The sequence below is a fragment of the Hymenobacter glaciei genome, from assembly GCF_039539585.1.
GTDB lineage: Bacteria > Bacteroidota > Bacteroidia > Cytophagales > Hymenobacteraceae > Hymenobacter > Hymenobacter glaciei.
The window spans coordinates 199,826-220,108 of sequence record NZ_BAABDK010000010.1 but is presented as its reverse complement, the minus strand read 5'-3'; the positions used below and the strand labels follow the sequence as shown (position 1 = coordinate 220,108).

Annotated in this window: 14 protein-coding genes; 10 read left to right on the top strand and 4 right to left on the bottom strand. The window is 62.8% G+C overall.

Going from position 1 to position 20,283, the window contains the following annotated elements; translation table 11 throughout:
* Window positions 1-6: 6 nt before the first annotated feature.
* On the bottom strand, window positions 7-1,890 hold the full coding sequence (locus ABD837_RS05730; protein WP_345051415.1) for an ABC transporter ATP-binding protein: 1,884 nt from the start codon (window positions 1,888-1,890) through the stop codon (window positions 7-9).
* Window positions 1,891-2,506: 616 nt separating this feature from the next.
* Here ABD837_RS05730 and ABD837_RS05725 point away from each other — a divergent pair.
* The 9 genes from ABD837_RS05725 (at window position 2,507) to ABD837_RS05685 (ending at window position 14,929) form a co-directional block, all read left to right on the top strand.
* Entirely contained in the window at window positions 2,507-4,867 is a 2,361-nt protein-coding gene (locus ABD837_RS05725) for a TonB-dependent receptor domain-containing protein (RefSeq protein WP_345051412.1), read from the top strand.
* A 595-nt stretch (window positions 4,868-5,462) separates the two neighbouring features.
* Window positions 5,463-6,035, top strand: coding sequence for a helix-turn-helix domain-containing protein (locus tag ABD837_RS05720; RefSeq protein WP_345051409.1), 573 nt, complete (start codon window positions 5,463-5,465; stop codon window positions 6,033-6,035).
* Window positions 6,036-6,115: 80 nt separating this feature from the next.
* Window positions 6,116-6,529 carry a hypothetical protein gene (locus ABD837_RS05715; protein WP_345051406.1) on the top strand — a complete coding sequence of 138 codons (414 nt, stop codon included), beginning with the start codon at window positions 6,116-6,118 and terminating at the stop codon, window positions 6,527-6,529.
* 213 nt (window positions 6,530-6,742) lie between these two features.
* Window positions 6,743-7,555: an outer membrane beta-barrel protein gene (locus tag ABD837_RS05710; RefSeq protein WP_345051404.1), complete on the top strand. Its 813-nt coding sequence runs from the start codon at window positions 6,743-6,745 to the stop codon at window positions 7,553-7,555.
* Window positions 7,556-7,984: 429 nt separating this feature from the next.
* Complete coding sequence (locus tag ABD837_RS05705; RefSeq protein ID WP_345051401.1) at window positions 7,985-8,527, top strand: hypothetical protein; 543 nt, start codon at window positions 7,985-7,987, stop codon at window positions 8,525-8,527.
* 36 nt (window positions 8,528-8,563) lie between these two features.
* Complete coding sequence (locus ABD837_RS05700) at window positions 8,564-9,805, top strand: MFS transporter (protein WP_345051399.1); 1,242 nt, start codon at window positions 8,564-8,566, stop codon at window positions 9,803-9,805.
* A 589-nt stretch (window positions 9,806-10,394) separates the two neighbouring features.
* On the top strand, window positions 10,395-12,443 hold the full coding sequence (locus ABD837_RS05695; protein ID WP_345051396.1) for a DUF3857 domain-containing protein: 2,049 nt from the start codon (window positions 10,395-10,397) through the stop codon (window positions 12,441-12,443).
* A gap of 21 nt (window positions 12,444-12,464) precedes the next feature.
* Entirely contained in the window at window positions 12,465-14,408 is a 1,944-nt protein-coding gene (locus tag ABD837_RS05690; protein ID WP_345051393.1) for a DUF3857 domain-containing protein, read from the top strand.
* Window positions 14,409-14,491: 83 nt separating this feature from the next.
* Window positions 14,492-14,929, top strand: coding sequence for a hypothetical protein (locus tag ABD837_RS05685; protein WP_345051390.1), 438 nt, complete (start codon window positions 14,492-14,494; stop codon window positions 14,927-14,929).
* Between the two features lie 36 nt (window positions 14,930-14,965).
* Here the strand turns inward: ABD837_RS05685 and ABD837_RS05680 are convergent, their stop codons facing one another.
* Both ABD837_RS05680 and ABD837_RS05675 read right to left on the bottom strand, forming a co-directional pair.
* Window positions 14,966-17,038 (bottom strand): ComEA family DNA-binding protein, encoded by a 2,073-nt coding sequence (locus ABD837_RS05680; RefSeq protein ID WP_345051388.1) that lies wholly within the window; start codon window positions 17,036-17,038, stop codon window positions 14,966-14,968.
* Between the two features lie 171 nt (window positions 17,039-17,209).
* The gene (locus tag ABD837_RS05675; RefSeq protein ID WP_345051385.1) at window positions 17,210-18,124 is read right to left on the bottom strand and encodes a hypothetical protein; all 915 of its coding nucleotides are present in this window, start codon (window positions 18,122-18,124) and stop codon (window positions 17,210-17,212) included.
* Between the two features lie 186 nt (window positions 18,125-18,310).
* Between ABD837_RS05675 and ABD837_RS05670 the strand changes: the two genes are divergently transcribed.
* Window positions 18,311-19,045 carry a M48 family metallopeptidase gene (locus ABD837_RS05670; protein ID WP_345051382.1) on the top strand — a complete coding sequence of 245 codons (735 nt, stop codon included), beginning with the start codon at window positions 18,311-18,313 and terminating at the stop codon, window positions 19,043-19,045.
* 9 nt (window positions 19,046-19,054) lie between these two features.
* On the opposite strand, the gene ABD837_RS05665 is transcribed toward ABD837_RS05670, so the two are convergent.
* Window positions 19,055-20,194 carry a DUF4357 domain-containing protein gene (locus ABD837_RS05665; RefSeq protein WP_345051379.1) on the bottom strand — a complete coding sequence of 380 codons (1,140 nt, stop codon included), beginning with the start codon at window positions 20,192-20,194 and terminating at the stop codon, window positions 19,055-19,057.
* Window positions 20,195-20,283: the final 89 nt, after the last annotated feature.

Genomic DNA, 20,283 nt, shown 5'->3' with positions numbered 1-20,283 from the left:
TCTCCCCTACCGATACCCGGCTGCCTGCAGCTGAAACAGCTCCGCATAGCGGCCACCGCGCGCCAGCAGCTCCTCGTGCGAGCCAATTTCTACGAACTGCCCGTTTTCGATGACCAGGATGCGGTCGGCCATGCGCACGGTGCTGAAGCGGTGGCTGATGAGCACGGCGGTTTTGCCTTGGGTTAGCTCCTTGAAGCGCTGGAATACCTCGTACTCGGCGCGGGCATCGAGGGCGGCGGTAGGCTCGTCGAGGATGAGCAGCTGGGCGTCGCGCATGTAAGCCCGGCCGAGGGCTATTTTCTGCCACTCGCCGCCGCTCAAATCCACGCCGCCGTTGAAACGGCGCCCAATCATCTGGTCGTAGCCGCCGGGCAGCTTGGCGATGACGGTATCGGCCAGGCTCTGGTGGGCGGCGGTTTCGATGCGGGGCTGATTATTCCGCTCCTCGATGCGGCCCACGGCCAGGTTCTGGCCGGCTGGCAGCTGGAAGCGCACAAAATCCTGGAAGATGACCCCAATTTCCTGGCGCAGCTCGGCTGGGTCGTACTCGCGCAAATCGTACCCATCGAGCAAAATGCGGCCCTCGGTGGGGTCGTAGAGCCGGGCCAGCAGCTTAACGAGCGTGGTTTTGCCGGCGCCATTTTCACCCACTAAAGCCAGTTTTTCGCCGGCCTGGAGCTGAAAGCTCAGGTTACGAATGGCCCACTTTGTACCATTTTTGTACTGGAACCCGACGTTTTCAAACTCGAACCCCTGCTTAATAGGTCGGGGGAAGGGTATGGGCCTCTCGCCGGTAAGCTCCTGCCGCACAATGCGCGGCCGCAGTGCAAAGAAGTCGAAGAAATCCTGCAAGTACAAGGCCCCGTCGGCCACCGAGCTGAAGCGGCTGAGGATGCCTTCGAGCAGCCCCCGCAGCCGGGCAAACGAGCCGGCCAGGAAGGTAAGCTGTCCCAGCGAGATACCGCCAGCCACGGTGCGGGCGATGATGTAGACGTACGCGCCATAGTAGCCGGCCGCGCCAATGCCCGCGAACAGCGCGCCCCAGCCGGCGCGGCGCAGCACGAGGCTTCTGTTCTGGCGGTAGAAGTCGTCGGACAGCTCGCGGAAGCGGTTTATCAGGAAACCGGAGAGGCCGAAAATCTTCACTTCCTTGGCCGTTTCGTCGCTGGCTCCGGTCTGGCGCAGGTAGTCGAGTTCGCGGCGCTCGGGCGTCCAGGAGTGCGAGAGGGAGTAGCTGCGCTCGTTGAAGTGCGACTCGCCGAGGAAGGCGGGCACCACGGCCAGCAGCAGCAGCCCCAGCAGCCACGGCTGGAAAGCCACCAACCCGCCGGCCAGCAGCACGAGCGTGACGAAGTCCTGGCCCTGGCTTAGCACCTGGCTCATGAGCACGGTGCGGGAGAGGGTTTGGCGGCGGGCGCGCTCCAGCTTGTCATAAAAGGTGCTGTCCTCGAACTGGTCGAGGTCGAGCTCGGCGGCGTGCTCCATCAGGCGAATGGAGGACTGATTGGCGAACAGGTCGCCGAGCAGCGAATCGAGCAGGGCCACGCCGCGCCCCAAAGCATCGGTGAGCAGCACCAGGCCGAACTCCAGCGCCACGAGCGTGAGCACCGGCGTAAGCGCCCGTTCGGGGGCGGGCAGCCGGGTCAGGGCCACCACTTCGTCAATAATCAGCCGGCCCACATAGAGCATGAGCAGCGGCAGAAACGCCCGAATAAGGCGCAGGGCCATGTTGCCCAGCGCCAACCCCGGGCTGGTGTGCCAGATGAGCTTCAGGAACGCCGGCAAATGGCGCAGGGCCGATACCCGCTCGCGCACGCTCACGGCGGGCTTTTCGGGGCCGCGCGAGGCGTTGGGATTCTTGGCGGAAATGGATTTCAGGAATTCAAACATGGCCCGGGCGGTGGCAAGGTTGGGGCCGGGATGGCAGCTCAGCCGTTTTGGCAGAGGCAATGCCCTACTGGCGCTTACGGGGGTAGTTGCTTGCGCGAACTCACGAGACGTGCTGCCCCAGTTGCGGGCCCGCATCTGGTGGAGCGCCGAGCAGGTGCACAGCTGGGGTCCCACGCTGGCACTGGCACTGGTAAATCTTTTTAGAAAGTCAATCAAACGGTCATGCTGAGCTTGTCGAAGCATCTCTACCGCTTCGTTGGACGGCTCATACCAAGCGGTAGAGATGCTTCGACAAGCTCAGCATGACCGTTTGATTGATTTGGCGAATTTTTAAAAAGCTTCGGTGTAACGGAAAAGCTCAAAATAATTATTGGCAACTTTTATTCACCGCGGGCAACCTTTCCCAGCCTCCTGCATCAAGTTGCGCAATACTGCACGCGGGAGCAGCCCCTCATGGCCTGGCCATGAATTGCCCAGGCTTTTTCCTGAGTCTTCCTTCACTGCCGTTTAGGGCGTAATTTTCGGGTTCGAACTTCCCGGTGGGCTTTCCTGCCGCTGTCCAGAAGGTTGCTCGAAGGATTTTTCTCTGCAACAACACTACTCTTCCTCCCTCTGCATGAAAGTATTTTTTACGCTTTGTATCGCCGTCGCGCCCACCCTGGTCGGTCTGGCTCAAACCCCGGGCTCCGTATCGGGGCGCCTGCTCGATGAAAAGCAGCAGCCGCTGCCCTTTGCCACGGTGCTGCTGCGGCCGGTGCAGGACACCACCAAAGTCACCGCGGCTCAAACGGGTACCGACGGGAGCTACCGCTTCCAGAAGGTGGCGGCCGGGCGCTACCGCGTCACGGCCAACATGCTGGGCTACCAGCCGCAACGCTCGGCGCCGTTTGAGGTGGGCAGCGCCGGCGTAGCACTGCCGACGCTAAAGCTCGCCCCGGCCGCCCAGCAGCTGAAGGACGTGCAGGTGGTGGGCCGCAAGCCCCTGCTGGAAATGCAGAACGGCAAAATGATAGTGAACGTGGAAGGCAGCGTGACGGCCGGCGCCACGGCCATCGAGGTGTTGCAGCAGGTGCCGGGCCTGCTCGTGATGAACGACCGCATCAGCATTGCCGGGCGCGAGGGCGTGGTCATCCTCATCGACGGGCGCACCACCCGCTACACCGACGTGGTGAGCGTGCTCAAGGACTTTCCGAGCACCAACATTGCGCGCATAGAAGTGATGAGCCAGCCCGACGCTAGCTACGACGCGGCCGGCAACGTGGGCGTCATCAACATCATCCTCAAGAAAAACGTGGACCTGGGCACCAACGGCACCGCAGCGGCCAACGTGGGCTACGGGCGCTTTGCCAAGGCCAGCGCCAACCTGGACCTCAACCACCGCGCTGGCAAGCTCAACGTGTTTGGCAGCGCGGGCCTGGCCCGCCGCAAAACCTACGAGCAGCTCAACACCGAGCGCGACGCCGAAACGCCCGGCGCCGGCTACCTGCAGCGCAGCTACCAGCCGCGCACGTCCACGCCCGGCAGCTTGCGCCTGGGCGCCGACTACAACCTCACCTCGCGGCAAACCCTGGGGGTGCTTGTCACGGGCTACGCCAACCGCATCCTGACCGAGGCCGAAAATGGCGTGACGGCGCCCAATAATGTCGAAGTTTCGACCCTGAACCGCACCCGCCGCCGCACCGATACCTACGCCGCCAACCTCAATTACCGCCTGCAGCTCGACTCGCTGGGGCGCGAGCTGACGGCCGACGCCGACTACTCCTACTACGGCCTCGGCAGCCTTGGGCAGGTGCAGAACGATTTCAATACCGGGCCTAACGAAACCCTGCGCAACGACCAGCAGGTGGGCATCGGGCTGCGCTCGGGCCGGCTGGACTACCGCTGGCCGGTGCGCCCCACTCTCAAGTTGAGCTTTGGGGCCAAAGCCAGCCAGGCTGACATCCAAAGCAACCTCGACTTTGTGGGCGGCGCCAAGAACCGGATTGAAAGCTTCGATTTTGTTGAGAACATCAAGGCCGGCTACGCGCAGGCCGAGGGCAAGAGCATGGGCATCAGCTGGCAAGCCGGCCTGCGGGGCGAATGGACCGACAACCGCGGCCACAGCACCAAAAACAACAGCGCCGACGCGCGCTTCACCCGCTCCTACGGCCAGCTTTTCCCCAGCCTCAGCCTGGACCGGGTGGTATACAAGTCGGTGGGATTGAACGCGGCCTACAGCCGCCGCATCGACCGGCCGGGCTACCAGGACCTGAACCCGAACGTCATCTACCTCGACCCCTACACCCAGCAGCGCGGCAACGTGAACCTGACGCCCCAGTTCAGCAACAACTACAAGCTGGCATTGACCTACAACAAGCAGCCCTTCCTCATCCTCAACCACAGCCGCACCACCGACGTCATCAGCCTGGTGACGCGGACCGACGGGCCGCTGATTTACTCCATCTCGGAAAACCTGGATTACCAGAACAGCTACAGCGTCTCCCTCAACGCGCCGCTCACCTTCGCGAAGCAGCTCACCGGGTACGCGGGCGTGAACGTGGCCCGCAACGAATTCGCCTACCTCGACGGGGATAACACTACGCGCGTGGCCCGCACGGCAGCCACCTTCTACTGGCAGGCCAACGTGCAGCTGCCGCACCAGGTCAAGGTTGAAGCGTCGGGGTTCTACCAAACGGCCGGCCTCCAAGGGATTCTCCGCTACCAGGGCTTCGGCAGCCTGAACCTGGGCGCGCAGAAAAGCCTGTTCAACGAGCGCGCCACCCTGCGCCTGACCGTCAACGACGTGTTTTTCTCCAACAAACAGCGGGGCAGCGTCACGTTCCAAGGGAACGACGTGCGCTTTTTGAGCTACTCCGAGTCGCAACAAGCGCGGCTCAGCTTCAGCTACAAGCTCGGTAACCAGCAGCTCAAGGCCGCCCGCAAGCGCGCCACCAGCCTGGAAGAGGAGCGCGGCCGGGTGAAAACCGACAAGGAGTAAGCGCGTGACGGGCGCATCAGCGGCAATATCTACCAGAGCGCCCCGGCGTAGTGGTACTGGTGAAAGCAGGCGGCGGCCGAAGCACCAGCTCCGCGGTGGCCAGCTACACTAGGAGCAGCAGTTAATAAAGGATGAGGCGGCCGACGTAGGGGGTGGCCAGCGCGAGGAGTTTCAGGTAGGCGGGCAGGTGGCGCGGGGCCGACACCCGCTCGCGCACGCTCACGGCGGGCTTGCAAAGCAATTAAGTAATCGAGCAGAAGTAATCAGGTCATCGTCCGGCCCGGTCCGACCGCCCCAGGCGGTCCGACCGGTTGTCGTCAGCTCAAAACCGGAGGTGCTTCAACCGGTCGGACCGCCTGGGGCGGTCGGACCGGGCCGATGCCGAATTACTTTTGCTCGACTACTTAGGTAGTCCCACCTCCCAGAAGCGCCAGCCCCACCAGTGGCTGGGGCTTCTGCATATCACCGCCCCCGGAAGCTTTGGCTGCACCAACCTTGTACAAGAATTTTCTAAAATCAAAAAATACTTGTACAAGCAGGTCTGCGTTTGTGTACAAGAATTATCAGAAAATAGAAAATTCTTGTACAGCTCCGTATGGCACGCCGCTCCCATATCTCCACTAACTTATTGGTCCGCGTTAGGGCTTGGTTTGGGCTGGACCAGGAAGCGTTGGCGCTTTATTTGGGTGCCAGCCCGTCACTGGTCCGCTCGATAGAATCCGGCCGACGCGCCCTTACCACCGACGTGCTGATGGCTCTGCGGCCCCTGCTGCCGCACCTGCCCCCGGCCGAAGCAGCCGCGCCCTCCCCTGCTACTCCGCCGCCCGGCCTGCCCGTGCCCGACGCGGCGGAGCTAGATTTCCGGCGGCGGGTGTGCGAGCAGCAGGCGGCAAAGCTAGGGCGCGAGCTGGCCGCCATTGAAGGGCGGGCGCGGGTGGCGGCGCGTTGGGCGCAGGCCCTGCCTAAGTTGCTGCAGGCCGCCTCAGAGAGCATTCCCGCGCCCGACAACCCCGAGCGCCCCGCCTGGCTGGCTGACTGGCTGACGCGGCAGGCCCGTCCGCTGCCACCCGAAGCCGCCACGCGCGGGCATCTGCTGCGGGCGCGGCTGGCCGGGCTCACGGCCGAGCTGGCGGCGCTGGCCGCGGCCGTAGCGCTGGAAAACGATTGAATAATTTGGTATACTAATACTATAGGGACGGCCGTTTGGGGGCGGAACATTCATTCATCCTTTTCACCCCCTTTTCCATCATGGACTACTCCTCCCTGACCGACCGCGCGATGTGCGACGCCGCCACCGCCGAAATCGAGTTCGAACTCAAAACCTACACCACCCGCGTGGCCCAAGGCGAGCTCACCGACACCCGCTCGGAGCGCACTGCCACCAGCACCACCGCCCAGTTGGCCAAGGTAAACGCCCAAATCGGCACGCAGGACATCCTGCTCGCTACGCCCGGCCTCGATGCCGAAACCCTGCAAGCGGCCACCGACGAGCGTGCCGCCCTGCTGGTGCGCCGCACGGCCCTCACCAAGCGCAACCGCCTCGCCTCGGGCCTCGACCGTTTCCTGGCCGATGTGGATGCCGAGCAGGTGACGGCCCAGGTGGCCACGCTCACCGCGGTCAAGGAGGGCATTGCCACCCGCCGGGCCGCGCTGCCGGCGTAGGCACCGTGTTGCAGCTTGTTCCAAGCCCCGCCGGTCCTGCCGTGCGGGGCTTTTTTTATATCTTGGCGCGCCATCGCGGCTCAGCCGAAAAAGTCGGGCCGACCCCATCCTCCGGGGCCCGGGCAGCACTGCGGCCGGTACGCCGGCAACAGCTCGCCTTCCGGCAGCGCCGGTCCTGTTGCTTTCATTTTTCGCTCGATTTTTACCCAATCTATGCGCCACGTACGGTCCTCACTGCTGCTTGCTTCTGCTGGCCTAACGCTGGCGTTCACGGCCCAAGCCCAGGTGCAGGTGAGCCTGGGCCCGCAGGTGGGCGCGGTCAGCAGCTTCTCGTCCTACTCCGACCATGGCAGCTACGCGGGCAATGGGCGGCCGTACCAGACGCGCTACCTGGCCGGTTTCGAGGGCGGTGTGCTGGTGGCCATTAGCTACGGCCGTTTCCAGCTGCAACCGGCCCTGCTGTTTACGCAGCGGGGTTTCCGCATCGACGATGACTACGTGAGCTATACCTTTCACGCGACCACCGACGTGCGCCTGCGCCTCAACTACCTCAGCCTTCCCATTCTGGCCGCCTATTCATTGCAGGCTTCCGGACAGGGGTGGCAGGTATTTGGAGGGCCCTACCTCGGCCGGTTGGTAGGCGGCAATTACAGCTTCCGCAACACCTACGTGGGCTATCGGCGGCCGCAGTACACCATCGAGGGCAGCATGCCCGTGGCCACCGGTGCGAAGTACCGCACGTCTTCCAACGACCCGGCCGCGTACGACCCCACCGGGAACACGCCGCAGCTAAGCTCCTACTTCTCGCGGGCGGTAGATGTCGGCTTACAGGCGGGCCTGGGGTATCGCTACGGCAACAGCCTGGTGCGGGCCAGCTACAGCCGGGGGCTGAACAACCTGGGCGTGGGTACCACAATCGACTACGGCAGCCCGAGTGGCACGTACACCACCGAGCCGCCCAGCTACTCCAGCCAGGCCTTCGAGCTTTCGTTCGCTTATTTATTTGTGCCCGCCCGCCGCCCCTAGACCCCTTGCGCGGCCGGGATTACCGGGTGCGCCTATTGCTGGCGCAAGGCACCGCCGAAGTGGTGCCTCAACCAAGGCCCGCTACTGGAAACGCAGCTTCCCGCACTCCGGGAGGCCATTCAGCCCGCATTACGGCACCGCTACCGCATTTCGGATACCCAAGCGCGCCAGCTGACGCAGAACCTGGCGGCCCAGCTTCTGCGGGGGAATGCTGCTGCCGCTCGCTGCGGCACAACGCGACGCTGGCCGAATTCCTCGCTCCCATGCTCACGCCGAACCGACCACTGCGGCGGCGTTGCCCGCAACAGGCCATGGCCTCATGCAAAAACCATTGCGCAAGTATCAGGAATATTCTGTAAATTGTCCATACCATTGGGCCTTTGAACACTGTTATGGCTATTACGCATTATAATTATCCAATTATCTACCATGCAATTACAATTACTGAGCGATACGCCCCCCGTTTCGGTTTACTATGATTGCTCCAATGATTGGCTATTTGTGAATTGGCACGGCGACCTGAGCCTGCCCTTGGTACAGGCGGGCTGCCTCGCCATTGCCCGCTGCTTTTTGGAGCGCTCCTATCCGCGTATTCTCAACAACAACGCCGACGTAACAAGCATGGATGTCAGTGCGCCCGACTGGCTGGCCGAGCACTTTTTACCCCACCTCGGGCTCGCGGGCATCGAATACCTGGGGTGGGTGTGCGCCCCCATTCCCAAGGTCAAGTACTTAACCAGCCAGGCCGTGCGCCAGCTGCGCTCCCCGGTGGTTGCCATCTTCGACGACGTGGACGAGGCATTCAGCTGGCTGCAGCACACCCGCTTTGCGCACCTCGAGGCCGCTGCAACCGCCGATAGCGCCTTCGAACGGCAAGCGGAGCTCGCCAGCCGGGTGGCCGAGCTTTCCGAAAGGCTCCGGCATTACCGCAAAGTCGCGCGGCTGTCGGCCCTTTCGCAACGGCGCGCCTGAGGCCACATCCGTTCTCCTGCCGACCTTAGCGGCTTCATGCCCGCAACTTCCCCTCCCGCGTCCCGCCCCTACTCCCTCGGCTTCTGGCTGATGTGCCTGTCGTCGTTCCTGTTTTTTGCCTCGTTCAACCTGCTGCTGCCCGAGCTGCCCAGCCACCTCACCCGGCTGGGCGGGGGCGAGTACAAAGGCTTCATCATTGCGCTGTTTACGCTCACGGCGGCTATTTCACGGCCATTTTCGGGCAAGCTGGCCGATACCGTGGGGCGCATTCCGGTGATGGTGCTAGGCTCGCTGGTGTGCGTGGTGTGCGGGCTGGTGTACCCGTGGGCCCTCACGGTGGGCAGCTTCCTGGGGCTGCGGCTGCTGCACGGCTTCAGCACGGGCTTCAAGCCCACGGGCACGGCTGCCTTCGTGGCCGACATTGTGCCGGCCGAAAAGCGGGGTGAAGCCATGGGCCTGCTCGGCATGACGGGCAGCCTGGGCATGGCCATCGGGCCGTGGCTGGGCACGCAGGTGGCCGAGCATTTCTCGCTCAACACCATGTTCTACTGCTCGGCGGGCATGGCCCTGCTGTCGGTGCTGGTGCAAGGCTCCCTCACCGAAACCCTGCCCCTGGCGCAGCGGCGGCCTTTCAGCTTCGGGCTGCTGAAGCTGGACTGGCGCCAGGAGGTGCTGGAGCCGCGCGTGTTTGCGCCAGCCTTTGTCACGCTGCTGTGCTTGTTTCCGTTCGGGGCGGTGCTCACCGTCATTCCCGACCAGAGCCAGCTGCTGGGCATGCCCAGCAAAGGCTTGTTCTACAGCTGCTACACGGTATCGGCGCTGGTGGTGCGGCTGGTAGCGGGCCGGGCCTCCGATGTGTACGGGCGGGTGCGGGTACTGCGCTGGTCGGCCGCCATTCTGGTGCTGGGGCTGCTGCTGCTGGTCTGGACGCCCTCGATACCGGTGTTTCTGCTCGGGGCGGTGGTGTTCGGGCTGGGCACGGGCCTGAACTCGCCCACCCTCTACGCCTGGACCGTGGACCTGAGCGACCCGCTGCGCCGGGGCCGGGCCGTGGCCACCATGTACATTGCCCTCGAAGTGGGCATCGGGCTCGGCGCTCTGGCCGCCGGCTGGATTTTCAGCAACCTCCCCACCCGCTTGCCCTACGTGCACGCCCTGAGCCTGCTGTGCGTGCTGGCCGCCCTGGCCTACCTACTGCGCATAACGGCCGACGCCCCTGCCGGCCACCAACCCGCCGCCGATGCCAACCCGGAGCCGCTGCCTGAGGAAGTGGTGTAGCGGAGAGGAAGCGGGAAAAACGCCCTTTTAGAGCCGTTTCAGATGTAGGGGCGGGGTCATTCCGACTGTACACTGGCCACGAAACCGCTCTAGTGAGCCAAAGGCCTCTCGCTAATCGAGCCCTAAAGTGATGCGGGAGGAAACCTCCGCGCCCCCGGGCCAGAACTGCCGGGCGAAGTCGCGTGCCGGCAGGTTGCCGATACTTGCGCCCGGGCGGGAAATAATACCGCGTGCCCATGCCAAACTTGCTGTCGGTAATGCCGAGCCCTTCGCCCGCGCAGCTGGGCATTCCGTCTCAGCAACCGGAATGAAGCGAACATGAAATTTCACAATATTTGCTTATGTTTAGTGTTCCAAAGATTGTCTACTCCTTTCTTTTTATGGTGTTGTGTTTTTTGAGCTACACTGCGTCGCAGGCCCTGGTGGGCAGCGCGCAGAAACACCCCAGGTTGGCAGGGCTGGGCTTCCTCCCATTAGTTCTGAACGCATAGCGGCTTCACGTTAACCACCGTGTCCTCCCGGTGGGCTTGTTGCTGCCTGTTTTTCTGCCAACCCCTCTTCTTAATTTATCCTCCTATTTTTTTCCTTGATGAAACACCCCCTACTCCTGGCACTGGGTACCGTACTGCTGACTACGGCCAACGCCCTCGCCCAAAGCGCGCCCTTAAAGTTTGGGCAGGTCGACCCGAAGGACCTCACTGCGGCTCCCTTTGCCGGCGATAGCGCGGCCGCGGCCGTGGTGCTCTGCGACTACGGCACCACCCGGTTCGAGTACGTCAACAACAATTTTCAGCTGGTAACGGAACGCACGACGCGCATCAAAATTCTGAAAAAAGCTGGCTACGAAGCCGCCACTGTAAAAGTGCCGCTCTACCACCAGGGCGAAAGCACGGAAAAGGTTTCGGGCCTGCGCGGCATCACCACCAACCTGGTTGATGGCAAAGGAGTGAAAACCAAGCTCGACCTCGGCACCAGTGCGTTTACCGAAGAAGTGACGCCTCACGTGCGGATGCGCAAGTTCACGCTGCCCGATGTGCGCGAAGGGTCGGTGATTGAATACACCTACACCGTGAATTCGGACTTCTTCACCAACTTTCAGGACTGGACCTTTCAAAGCGAATACCCCGTGCGCTGGAGTGAGTTCCGGGCCAGTATTCCGGAATACTTCACCTACCGCAAGGTCATGCAGGGCTACCATGCCATGACCGTGCAAACCGAGGAGGATAACGTCGTACAATTTGCCATTCACTCATCCGGTGGTTTTTCGGGGTCGGGCTTCGGCACGACCCGGGAAGCAGCCTCCACCGAGACGGTAACGGCCCGCCAGACCAACTCGCGCTGGGTGATGAAAGACGTGCCGGCCTTCCGCGACGAACCGTTTATGACTACGGCGGCCGACTACCTCGACCGCATCAACTTCCAGTTGGCCGGGGTCCGGTTTCCCGGGCAGGCCTACCAGGCCGTGGCCGGCACCTGGGCCAAAGTGGAGATGGAGCTGCTCAACGACGACAACTTTGGCCTGCAGCTCGACCGGGCCGGCTTTCTGAAAGACCAGCTGCAGCCCCTGATAGCGCGGTACCCGGACGCGGGGGAGCGGGCCGCCGCCGTGCGGGCACTCGTGATGAGTGCCGTGCGCTACGACGGCACCAACCGCTACTCGACCACTGCCTCGCTGCGCAAGGCATTCGATGCGCACCTCGGCACCGCTGCCGACGTGAACTTGCTCCTGATTGCGGCCTTGCGCGGTGCCAGCCTACCGGCGCATCCTGTATTGCTCAGCACGCGGGCCCATGGGCACCTCAACCCCTCTATTCCCCTGCTCGACCGGTTCAACTACGTGGTGGCGCTGGTACCGCTGGGCGCCGACAAAGACCTGCTGCTGGATGCCACCGACCCGCTGCTGCCCTGCGGCATATTGCCCGAGCGCTGCCTCAACCAGCAGGGCCGCCTGGTAATGCGCGACGCCGGAGCCAGCCGTTGGGTCGACCTCACCCCCACGCAGCGCTTCGTGCACTACCAGCAAATAAACCTGACGCTTGACGCCCAGGGCGGCCTCAGCGGCAAGGTACACGAGGAGCACGGCGGCTATGCCGGCGTCGACACCCGCCGCGAACTCAGCAACCTGGGCGAGAAAAAATACCTGGCCCAGAAAGTTGCCCCCCACAGTGGCTGGACGGTGCCCAAGCTCACCGTAACGTCCCGCGAAGAGGTGGCCAAACCGCTGGCCCTCGACTACGAGTTTACGCAGCCCGCCGAGGACCAGGCGGCCATCGGCACTTTTTACCTGAGCCCGTTGCGGGAATTCAGCACCGACCAGAACCCCTTCCGGCACGATGACCGCCTCTTCCCGGTAGATTTTGCCGCCCCGCAGGACGAAACGACCATGGTGACGCTGAAGCTCCCCGAAGGCTACGAGCTGGCCGAAATGCCCAAGCCGGCCGTGGTAGACCTGCCCGACGGCGGCGGCCGCTTCCTGTACAGCGTGGCCGCCGGCGCGCCCGGCACCGTGCAGATAACCAGCCGCCTGAACCTGCGCAAATCGGTGTACGCGGCGGCCGAATACGCCAGCCTGCGCGAGTTTTATCGCCTGATGCTGGAAAAGCAGGGCGAAAAGCTGGTTATTAAAAAGAAAGCCTAGCCCTGAGGGTCTGCCCTGTTTATGAAAGCTTTTCTACCCATTGTGGTCGCCCTGCCCCTGAGCGCCCTCCTGCTGGCGGCTGCACCCGCCCCCAAATATGCGGTGGCCGATATTCCGGTGGCCTTGCGCGAAGGGGCCCACGCCGTGGTGCGGGCCGATGATGAAGTGGTGACAGTGAAGTCGGCCAGCCGGCTGGTGCATACGGTGCACCGCGTCGTAACCGTACTCGACAACACCGGCGACGACCTGGCCCGCATTGGGGTGAGCTACGATGCCCTGCGCTCGCTGAGCTACCTGCGCGGTGCCGTGTACGATGCCGAGGGTCGGCTACTGCACCAGCTGCGGGCTTCCGAAATCAAGGATGAAGGCGTCGGCAGCGACGGGTCCAGTTTCATGACCGATGTGCGCGTGCGCTACGCCGACCTGCGCCAGCCCCAGGGGCCTTACACCGTGGAGTTCGAGTACGAAATTGTGTCGGACAACACGTTATTCTACCCCGATTTCCAGCCCCAGGAGGAAGAAGGAGTGGCGGTGCAGGCCGCCAGCCTGCGCGTAATCACGCCCGCCTCCCTACCTCTGCGCTACCAGGAACGGCAGCTGCCGGCCGGCGCCGCTGTGGCCCACATCACGGCCGGCAACCAGGAAGTGTACGAGTGGAAACTGACCAACCTGGCGGCAGTAGACGACGAAGAAGCGGCCCCGCCCCTCACCGACCGCACCCCGGCCGTGGTACTGGCTCCGGGCAGCTTCCAGGTACAGGGCCACGCGGGCACCGCCGCCACCTGGCAGGGCCTGGGCCAGTGGACCTACGACCTGAATGCCGGCCGCGACCAGCTGCCACCCGCTACCGTGGCTAAAGTGCAGGCCTTGGTGAAGGACCTGCCCGACGCCCGGGCCCGCGCCCGCCGCGTGTACGAGCTGCTGCAGGGCAGCACCCGCTACATTTCGGTGCAGCTGGGTTTGGGCGGCTGGCAAACGTTTCCGGCCAGCACCGTGGCCAGCAGTGGCTACGGCGACTGCAAAGCCCTGAGCAACTACACCCGGGCCCTGCTGGCCGCCGCCGGAGTGCCGGCCTACCAGGCCCTGGTGGGAGCCGGCTCCGGCGAGGCCGACCTGCGCGCCGACTTTCCCAGCTCGCAGTTCAACCACGTGGTGCTGTGCGCGCCCCTCGTTACGGCCGGGCGGCCCGATACGCTGTGGCTGGAGTGCACCAGCCAGACCGATGCCTTTGGCTACATGGGCAGCTTCACGGGCAACCGCCACGCGCTGCTGCTCACGCCCGAGGGCGGCAAGCTGATAGCAACCCCGCGCTACGGAGCAGCCGAGAACCGCCGCGTGCGCCGCCTCGACCTGTTTCTGGACGCTTCGGGCAGTGCCACGGCTACTGCCCGCACCCTGCGCACCGGCCAGGAGCAGGACCTCTACGCCGCGCTGCTGCACGAGCTGGGCCCGCCCGACCAGAAGAAGTACGTCGTTGACCGCCTCAAGCTGCCCACTTTCACGCTCACCCGGTTCAGCCTGGTCGCTACCCCGGCCGGCCCACTGCCCGGGGTGGTCGAGAACTTGGCCCTCACGCTGCCCGGCTTTGCGCCCCCCAGTGGCAAGCGGGTCTTCATCAACCCCAACCTGCTGAGCCGCCTGCCCGCCCTGCCCGCCCAGGTGGGCGAGCGCCAGGCCGAGGTGTGGCTGCCCAGCGCCACCCTGCACGCCGATACCGTACGCCTGCATCTGCCCGCTGGCTTTCACCCCGAAACCCTACCCGCCCCGGTGCAGCTGAGCACTGCCTACGGCACTTACGCCACCCAATACGCTACCCTGCCCGACGGCACCATCCAGTACATCCGCCGGCTCGAGCTCAAGCGGGCCAAGCTACCCAAAACGGCCTACCCCGGCTACCTCGATTTCCGTCGCAAAATCAACTCCGCCGATAAGGCCCAAGTGGTATTGGTGAAGGCTGGAAGCTGAAGATTCGACCGGTGCAAAAGCAGCGGTTATGTCGCATTGGCTGTCTTCTCGCCCCCACATTCATCAGGTTTCCTTTCCCAGCAATGAATAAAACCTTTCTACTGAGCTTGGCGCTGCTGGGCAATACTCTTGCCGCCAGCGCCCAAACAACCCAGCCCGTACCAGCCACCATGGGCGTGCAGCGCGTGCGCGTATCAGCCGCCGAGATGAACCCGGAGCTGGAAGCCGCTCGCACGGCCGACCAGCTCACCGGCCAGCTCACGCTCAGCCCTGCGCAAACAACCCGCGTGCGTGCAGCCGCGCGCTCGTGGTCGCAGGCCCGGCGCGACCTTTTGGTGAAGCACAACGGCCTACGCGACCACAGCACCCTGCAGGCGGAAGGCGCCGCCATTGAGACGCAATACGAAACCCAACTCAAAAGCATTCTGACTCCGGCGCAGGAAGAACGCCGCCAGATGATTCGGGCTCGTTTCCGCAAGATTCGGGAAGAGGCTGATGCCCGCGAAAAAGCCGGCAAATAGTGTCGGTGCAGCCCCCGCAGCCGTTACCATCACTGCTTAGAACTTCACCCGCAGTTGTGCCTTCACCTCGCTGCGCAACGAGCCCTGAATAGATTCCAGCCCCGAGCCCACAATGTCCTGGTGGCGGTAGCGGGTCTCGGCATAGCGCAGCCAGAGGGTAATGTTGCGGTTGAGCCGGATTTCCGCAATGCCGTACATCCGTGTGCCCTGCCCATAGAGGGCCGGCACTGATACCGCCAACAGCACGTCCTGCTCATACACGTACTGGCGGGTATCGTAGTCGTCGGCGTCGAAAATGGCGTAGCGCGCCGTGAGTTTGAGCGAGCGGTTGAACTGGTAGCCTACATCCTGCGCCAGCGCGAAGCCGCTACGCCAGGCTAGGCCGGTATCGTCGCGCAGGCGCATAGCCTGGAGCCGGGTGCGCAGTTCCAGGGCAGTGCTGGGCGCCGTGTTGTAGTACACCAGAATGCTTTGGCGCAGCTGCTCGCCGGGCAGCGGCACGGCCCGGCCGGGGCTCAGGTTTGTGAGGTCAGCCGTGCTCAGGTCGCGGGGCTTCAGGCGCTGGCGCAGCTGCACGTAGAGCAGGCTGGTTTTGGTGGGCGTGTACGCCACGCGCAGCAAAGCATCGTGCCCGTCGGTGGGCGCGCTGGCCCGGTAGCGCAGCCACGGAAACCGGAACTGGTCGTAGTAGGCTGAAATTTCCCACTTGGCTACGGGGCGCACCTTCATGCCAATGTACACGCCGGTTTCGTTGATGTTGCGGGTGTTTTCGCTGAATGCGTTGCCGTAGAGGGTGTGGAAGGTGGGGTCGTAGTGGCGCACCAACAGGGCCGCATCCACGCTCGAACCGAGGCTGGCCAACAGCCCGTTCACGGTGCCCAGTCCGCCGCCGGTAGTGCGCGCCGTTTCGCCAAACAGCAGAAAGTTGCGGTACACGTAGCTGTAGTTCAGGCTCAGGGCCAGGTTCTCGCGGCCGCTAAATTCGAAATAATTGTAGGGCTCGGGCCGCTTGAGAATGGCTGTGCCGTAGTGCGTGAACACGCCCGTGGCTCCAATGGCCAGGTTGCCATTGCGACTGGTGTAGGTGGCGTTGCCGCCGCCCACCGTTTCGGCCAGGCGATGCCGGTTGGCCAGTTCCGAGGCCGTGCGGTGGAAGCCCGTGTACAGCAGCCCCGAAGTAAACTCATCGAACTGCGCCAGCGAATCTCGGCTCTGCTGCAGGTTGGCGTCCACGTTCTTGTGCGAGGCAAACGCGGTGGCCTGCACCGTAGGCGCCACCTGGTACGTGGCTGCCCCACCCCGGAAAAACGTGTTTTCGAGCAGCGACGAATACGCCCGCACGCCCACCGACGAACGCCGCAGGGTGGTAATCGTTTCAGCCCCTTTGCCCACGCCCAGCCCCGACGACAGCAGCAGCCCCTGCCCGAACTGCAGCTGGTAGTCGCCCAGCGCCAGCGCCTTCAGCTTCCCGCGTTCCTGCAGCAGCAAGTGCGCCGATACATAGTCGGCCCCGAACTGCCCATTCTGCGGGTTCCAGATAAGCTGCTCGCCAGCATCCTTCTCCATCGAAAAGCCCACGCTGAAATCCTTGGTGTGGCTCACCCGGTAGCGCAGCAGCACCTTGTCGGCCGAGCCGAGGTAGCGCGTAGTAGGCTGCCCTTGGTAGATGGTAGGTGGCGTGTAGCCCTGCCGCTGCTGCAGCACCCGCTCGTAGCGCAGGTACATCGCGTTGTTGTCTTCGTGGGCGATGCGCTGCCACAGGTTGCCCCGGCTCCCGGCACCGCTGCTCTGCACACTCACAAAGGGCAGAATGCGGGCAATAGTGCGCAAGTCGTAGCCCTCGATGCTTTGCAGCTCATACACGCTTATCAGGTCGCCATTCGCCTGGCGGTGGTTCAGCAGGGTGGTTATCTGGTTTTCGTTTAGCAGCAGCAGCGAGCGCAGTTCCTCCCGGGTGGCAGTATTGAGGTTAATAGGCGTTTGGTAATACTGCAGCAGCGTTTCGTAAAGGTCCTCGTAGGGGACATCATCGGACTGAATTTCGGCAAAAAGCTCCTGCGTCAGGCGGTCCAAATCGGGCGCGCGGCGCACGTATTCCTGGCTGTGCACTGCCTGCGCAGTAAACAGTAAACAAGCTAAAACAAGCAGACTAGGGTGGCCAAAGCTTCGGTTACGTAACCATTTCCTTACATCCCCGGTCAATAAGCTCCCCGCAAAAGGGTAAAATTTCTTCATCGTCCTCCGTTAGCTATGCATTAGTCATTACTCCTTGCTAACTGCTCATTGCCCTTTACCCCAGGCCTTGCTCACACTCAGGTGCTGGCTAAAGCCCAACGCCTGCTGAAAAGTCGCTGCATAGTCAATCTGAAACGCCCCCGCCAGCACGCCAATGCCCGCGCTGGCCTGCTCCGTGAGCGAGGCCAGCCCCAGCCGTGCCGCCAGCACTGGTACCGGCCGGTATTCCAGGCCCACCTTAAAATTGGCGTCACGCTCCACGTCCTTTTCAGCTTCCACCAGCAGCAGCACCTGCGTACCCGGCCGGTAAGCCAACCCGGCCTTCAGGATGGTCGGCACCCGCTCGTCCTGGTAGCTGGCCAGCTTGGTCTGGCTGATGTTGTAGAGTGCCGCTCCAAAGCTGAGGCGACGTGGCAACACTTCAATTTGCCCGCCCAGCGTGCCCATGGCCACGCGTCGGCTGCCCAGGCCCTCAATGCTCACTTGCAGCACATCAACACGCGCCCCCAGGCTGATTTGTCCAAACCGGTAGCCGTACCCGAGGCCCACCCGCGTTTCATTGTACAGTTGTCCGCCGAAGCGCTGTGCCTCCAAGCCCACCACACCAAGTCGCGCCCAAGGCCGTGGGGCCGGCACATTCGAACCGCCCTCGGCTCCCGGCATTACGGCCGCCGCGTCTGCAGTTGCGGCAGGCTGCCGGCCAACCGGTAAAGCAAGGTTGAGCGCCGCCACGTTCAGGCCCGCGCTGAAGTAGCGGTTTTCGCCATAAAAGCCCACCGTAGGGCGTTGCACCTCGCCTAGTCCAGCTACGTTGTTGCCCATGCTCCACACGTCGCCGCCAATGGCCACCGAGGCATTGCTTAGCGCAGCGGCCCGGGCCCCGCGCACACCCGGGCCGTTACCCTGGGCCTGTGCTACGCCAGCTGGCAACAAGGCTACCAAGCTCAAAACAACTCCCATAATAGAAAAATACCGAGGTAAACAGTGTTCCATAGCAGTAAGGTAGCACGTGGGAAGCCATTGCTGGAAGCTCGACCGAAATTAATTTCTACGCTCATTGGTTACTCCCTGTCGCCCCGGTTCCAAACGGCCTAATTCGCCGAATTTTGCGGGACGTTTCACTCGTTTACCCTCCGTTCTCACTGCATGCCTCGCCCCTTTTCTGCCGCTCCCCGCCACGAAACCCTCGCCTACCAGAACCAGTCCCTGCACTACACCCTCGTGTTCCGGTCCCGGCGTTCCCTCGGCTTCGCCGTGCGCCCCGATGGCAGCGTGCACATCAGCGCCCCGGCCGGTACCTCGCCCGAGTGGGTGGCCCAGCAGGTACTCAAAAAAGCCGACTGGATTCTCAAACATCAGCAGACTTTCGCCAACCGCCCGGCCCCGGCCCCCACCCGCCGCTTTGAGGCCGGTAGCCCGCACTATTACCAAGGCAAGCCATACCAATTAAGCCTAGCTGAAGCGGCTCGCCCCACAGTAGCGTTGGTTGATGACGGGTTGGTCGTTTCCGCACCTCAGCCATTATCGGCTACCCAAACCGAAGCGCTGCTTCACGCCTGGTACGCCCAGCAAGCCGGCCCACTATTCGCCGCGTCGCTGGCTCGCGTGTGGCCCCGTTTCGCCGAATTCAACCTCACCCGCCCTACATTGTCAGTCCGCCAGATGCGCACCCGCTGGGGTAGCTGCACGCCGCGCTCGGCCCGCATTCGCTTATCGCCTGAATTGGTACGCGCAAGCCCCGGGTGCCTCGACTACGTACTGCTGCACGAATGCTGCCACTTGCTGGTCGGCGACCATTCCCTGGCGTTCTACGACCTGCAAACCCGCCTGCTACCCGACTGGCAACGCTGGAAAGCCGAGTTGAACGCGCTGCCGAAGTAGTGCCAGGTGCTAGCCGTTTAGGTAATCAGCCAGCGGCTTATCTGCTGGGTCGCGCCAGGCTTGTTTCGCATTTACAGAGTAGCCGCAGACGACGGCGGCTGCTTGCATGGCACTGTCAAACGTGTAATCCTGTCGAAATTCAAGACGGTCGGACAGCGGCATCAGAATCTTCTCTTCCAACAACTGCTTGCGTAATGCCACACTGGCTCCAGTTAAACTATCCCGGTCGCGCAGCATCGCGGTGGAGCCGGCACGTACCCGTAGCTTGCGAGTAGCCGAGTCCCAATCGGCAATGGCCCGTATGCTAAGCCGATTTAACACCAGCACAAATTCCACCGATTCACCCGTCCTAGAAACGTTTGCTGACGACTTTGGCTGTTTGGCCGCCACAGATTTAGTAGCAGCCGTAGACGTGGATTTGGCTATAATTGATTTAGGAATGGCGAGGGCCGCAGGCACTGCGGGTGCGAAACTACCTCCCACAAGAAACGCCTGCGCTTCGGCAGCAGTAATGGTGAGCCCCTTTGCCGCTAGCAGACTTACCAGTGCCTGGGGCAGCGCTGGAAATGGCGGCAGCGACACTAGTTTTTGCGCATCGGGCAGTACGTCTTTCATGGCCCGCTCTTTTTTACCCAGCATCAGATAGGCTTCGGCTTTTTGGCGGGCCGAACGGTTGAGGATGTTTTCCCGGTGCAGAAAGGTTTCGAGGTAACCTGCCATTTCTTCAATGCCATCTTCCAACAAATCGAACTTGCAGAATAGCTTGTCTTTAAACTCACCGCTGGTAAATGAGAAATAAAAGCGCCAGTGCCGACCATCGGTAATCACCGTGAACAGGGCCGTGTGGTCACGATTATAGTCGCGTAACTGCTTCTCGACGGCCGCCAAATCAGCCGCAAATGCACCGACAGCTTTGCACTCGATGAACACTGCCGTTGCCTCAAAGTCGTGGGTAAACAATGCCACATCAACGCGGGTATTGTCTTCTTTTTTAGTGGCTTTAAATTCCGTATAAACCTCCGTTGGATTCCAGATATCCCAGCCCAATGCCTGCACCACCCGGGCCACCAAAGCCAGCCTGACGTGCTCCTCATTGTGGTACTCGTTGTTTAGCAGGCGCTGGCGGATATCGAGTAGTATTTCGTGCATTAGAAGCAGGTAGCAGGTAGCGGTTAGCGGTGCGCAAAGAAAGCGACTTACGACTCTCCATCGAATTAAACGGTTGGTTTACGCTCCTG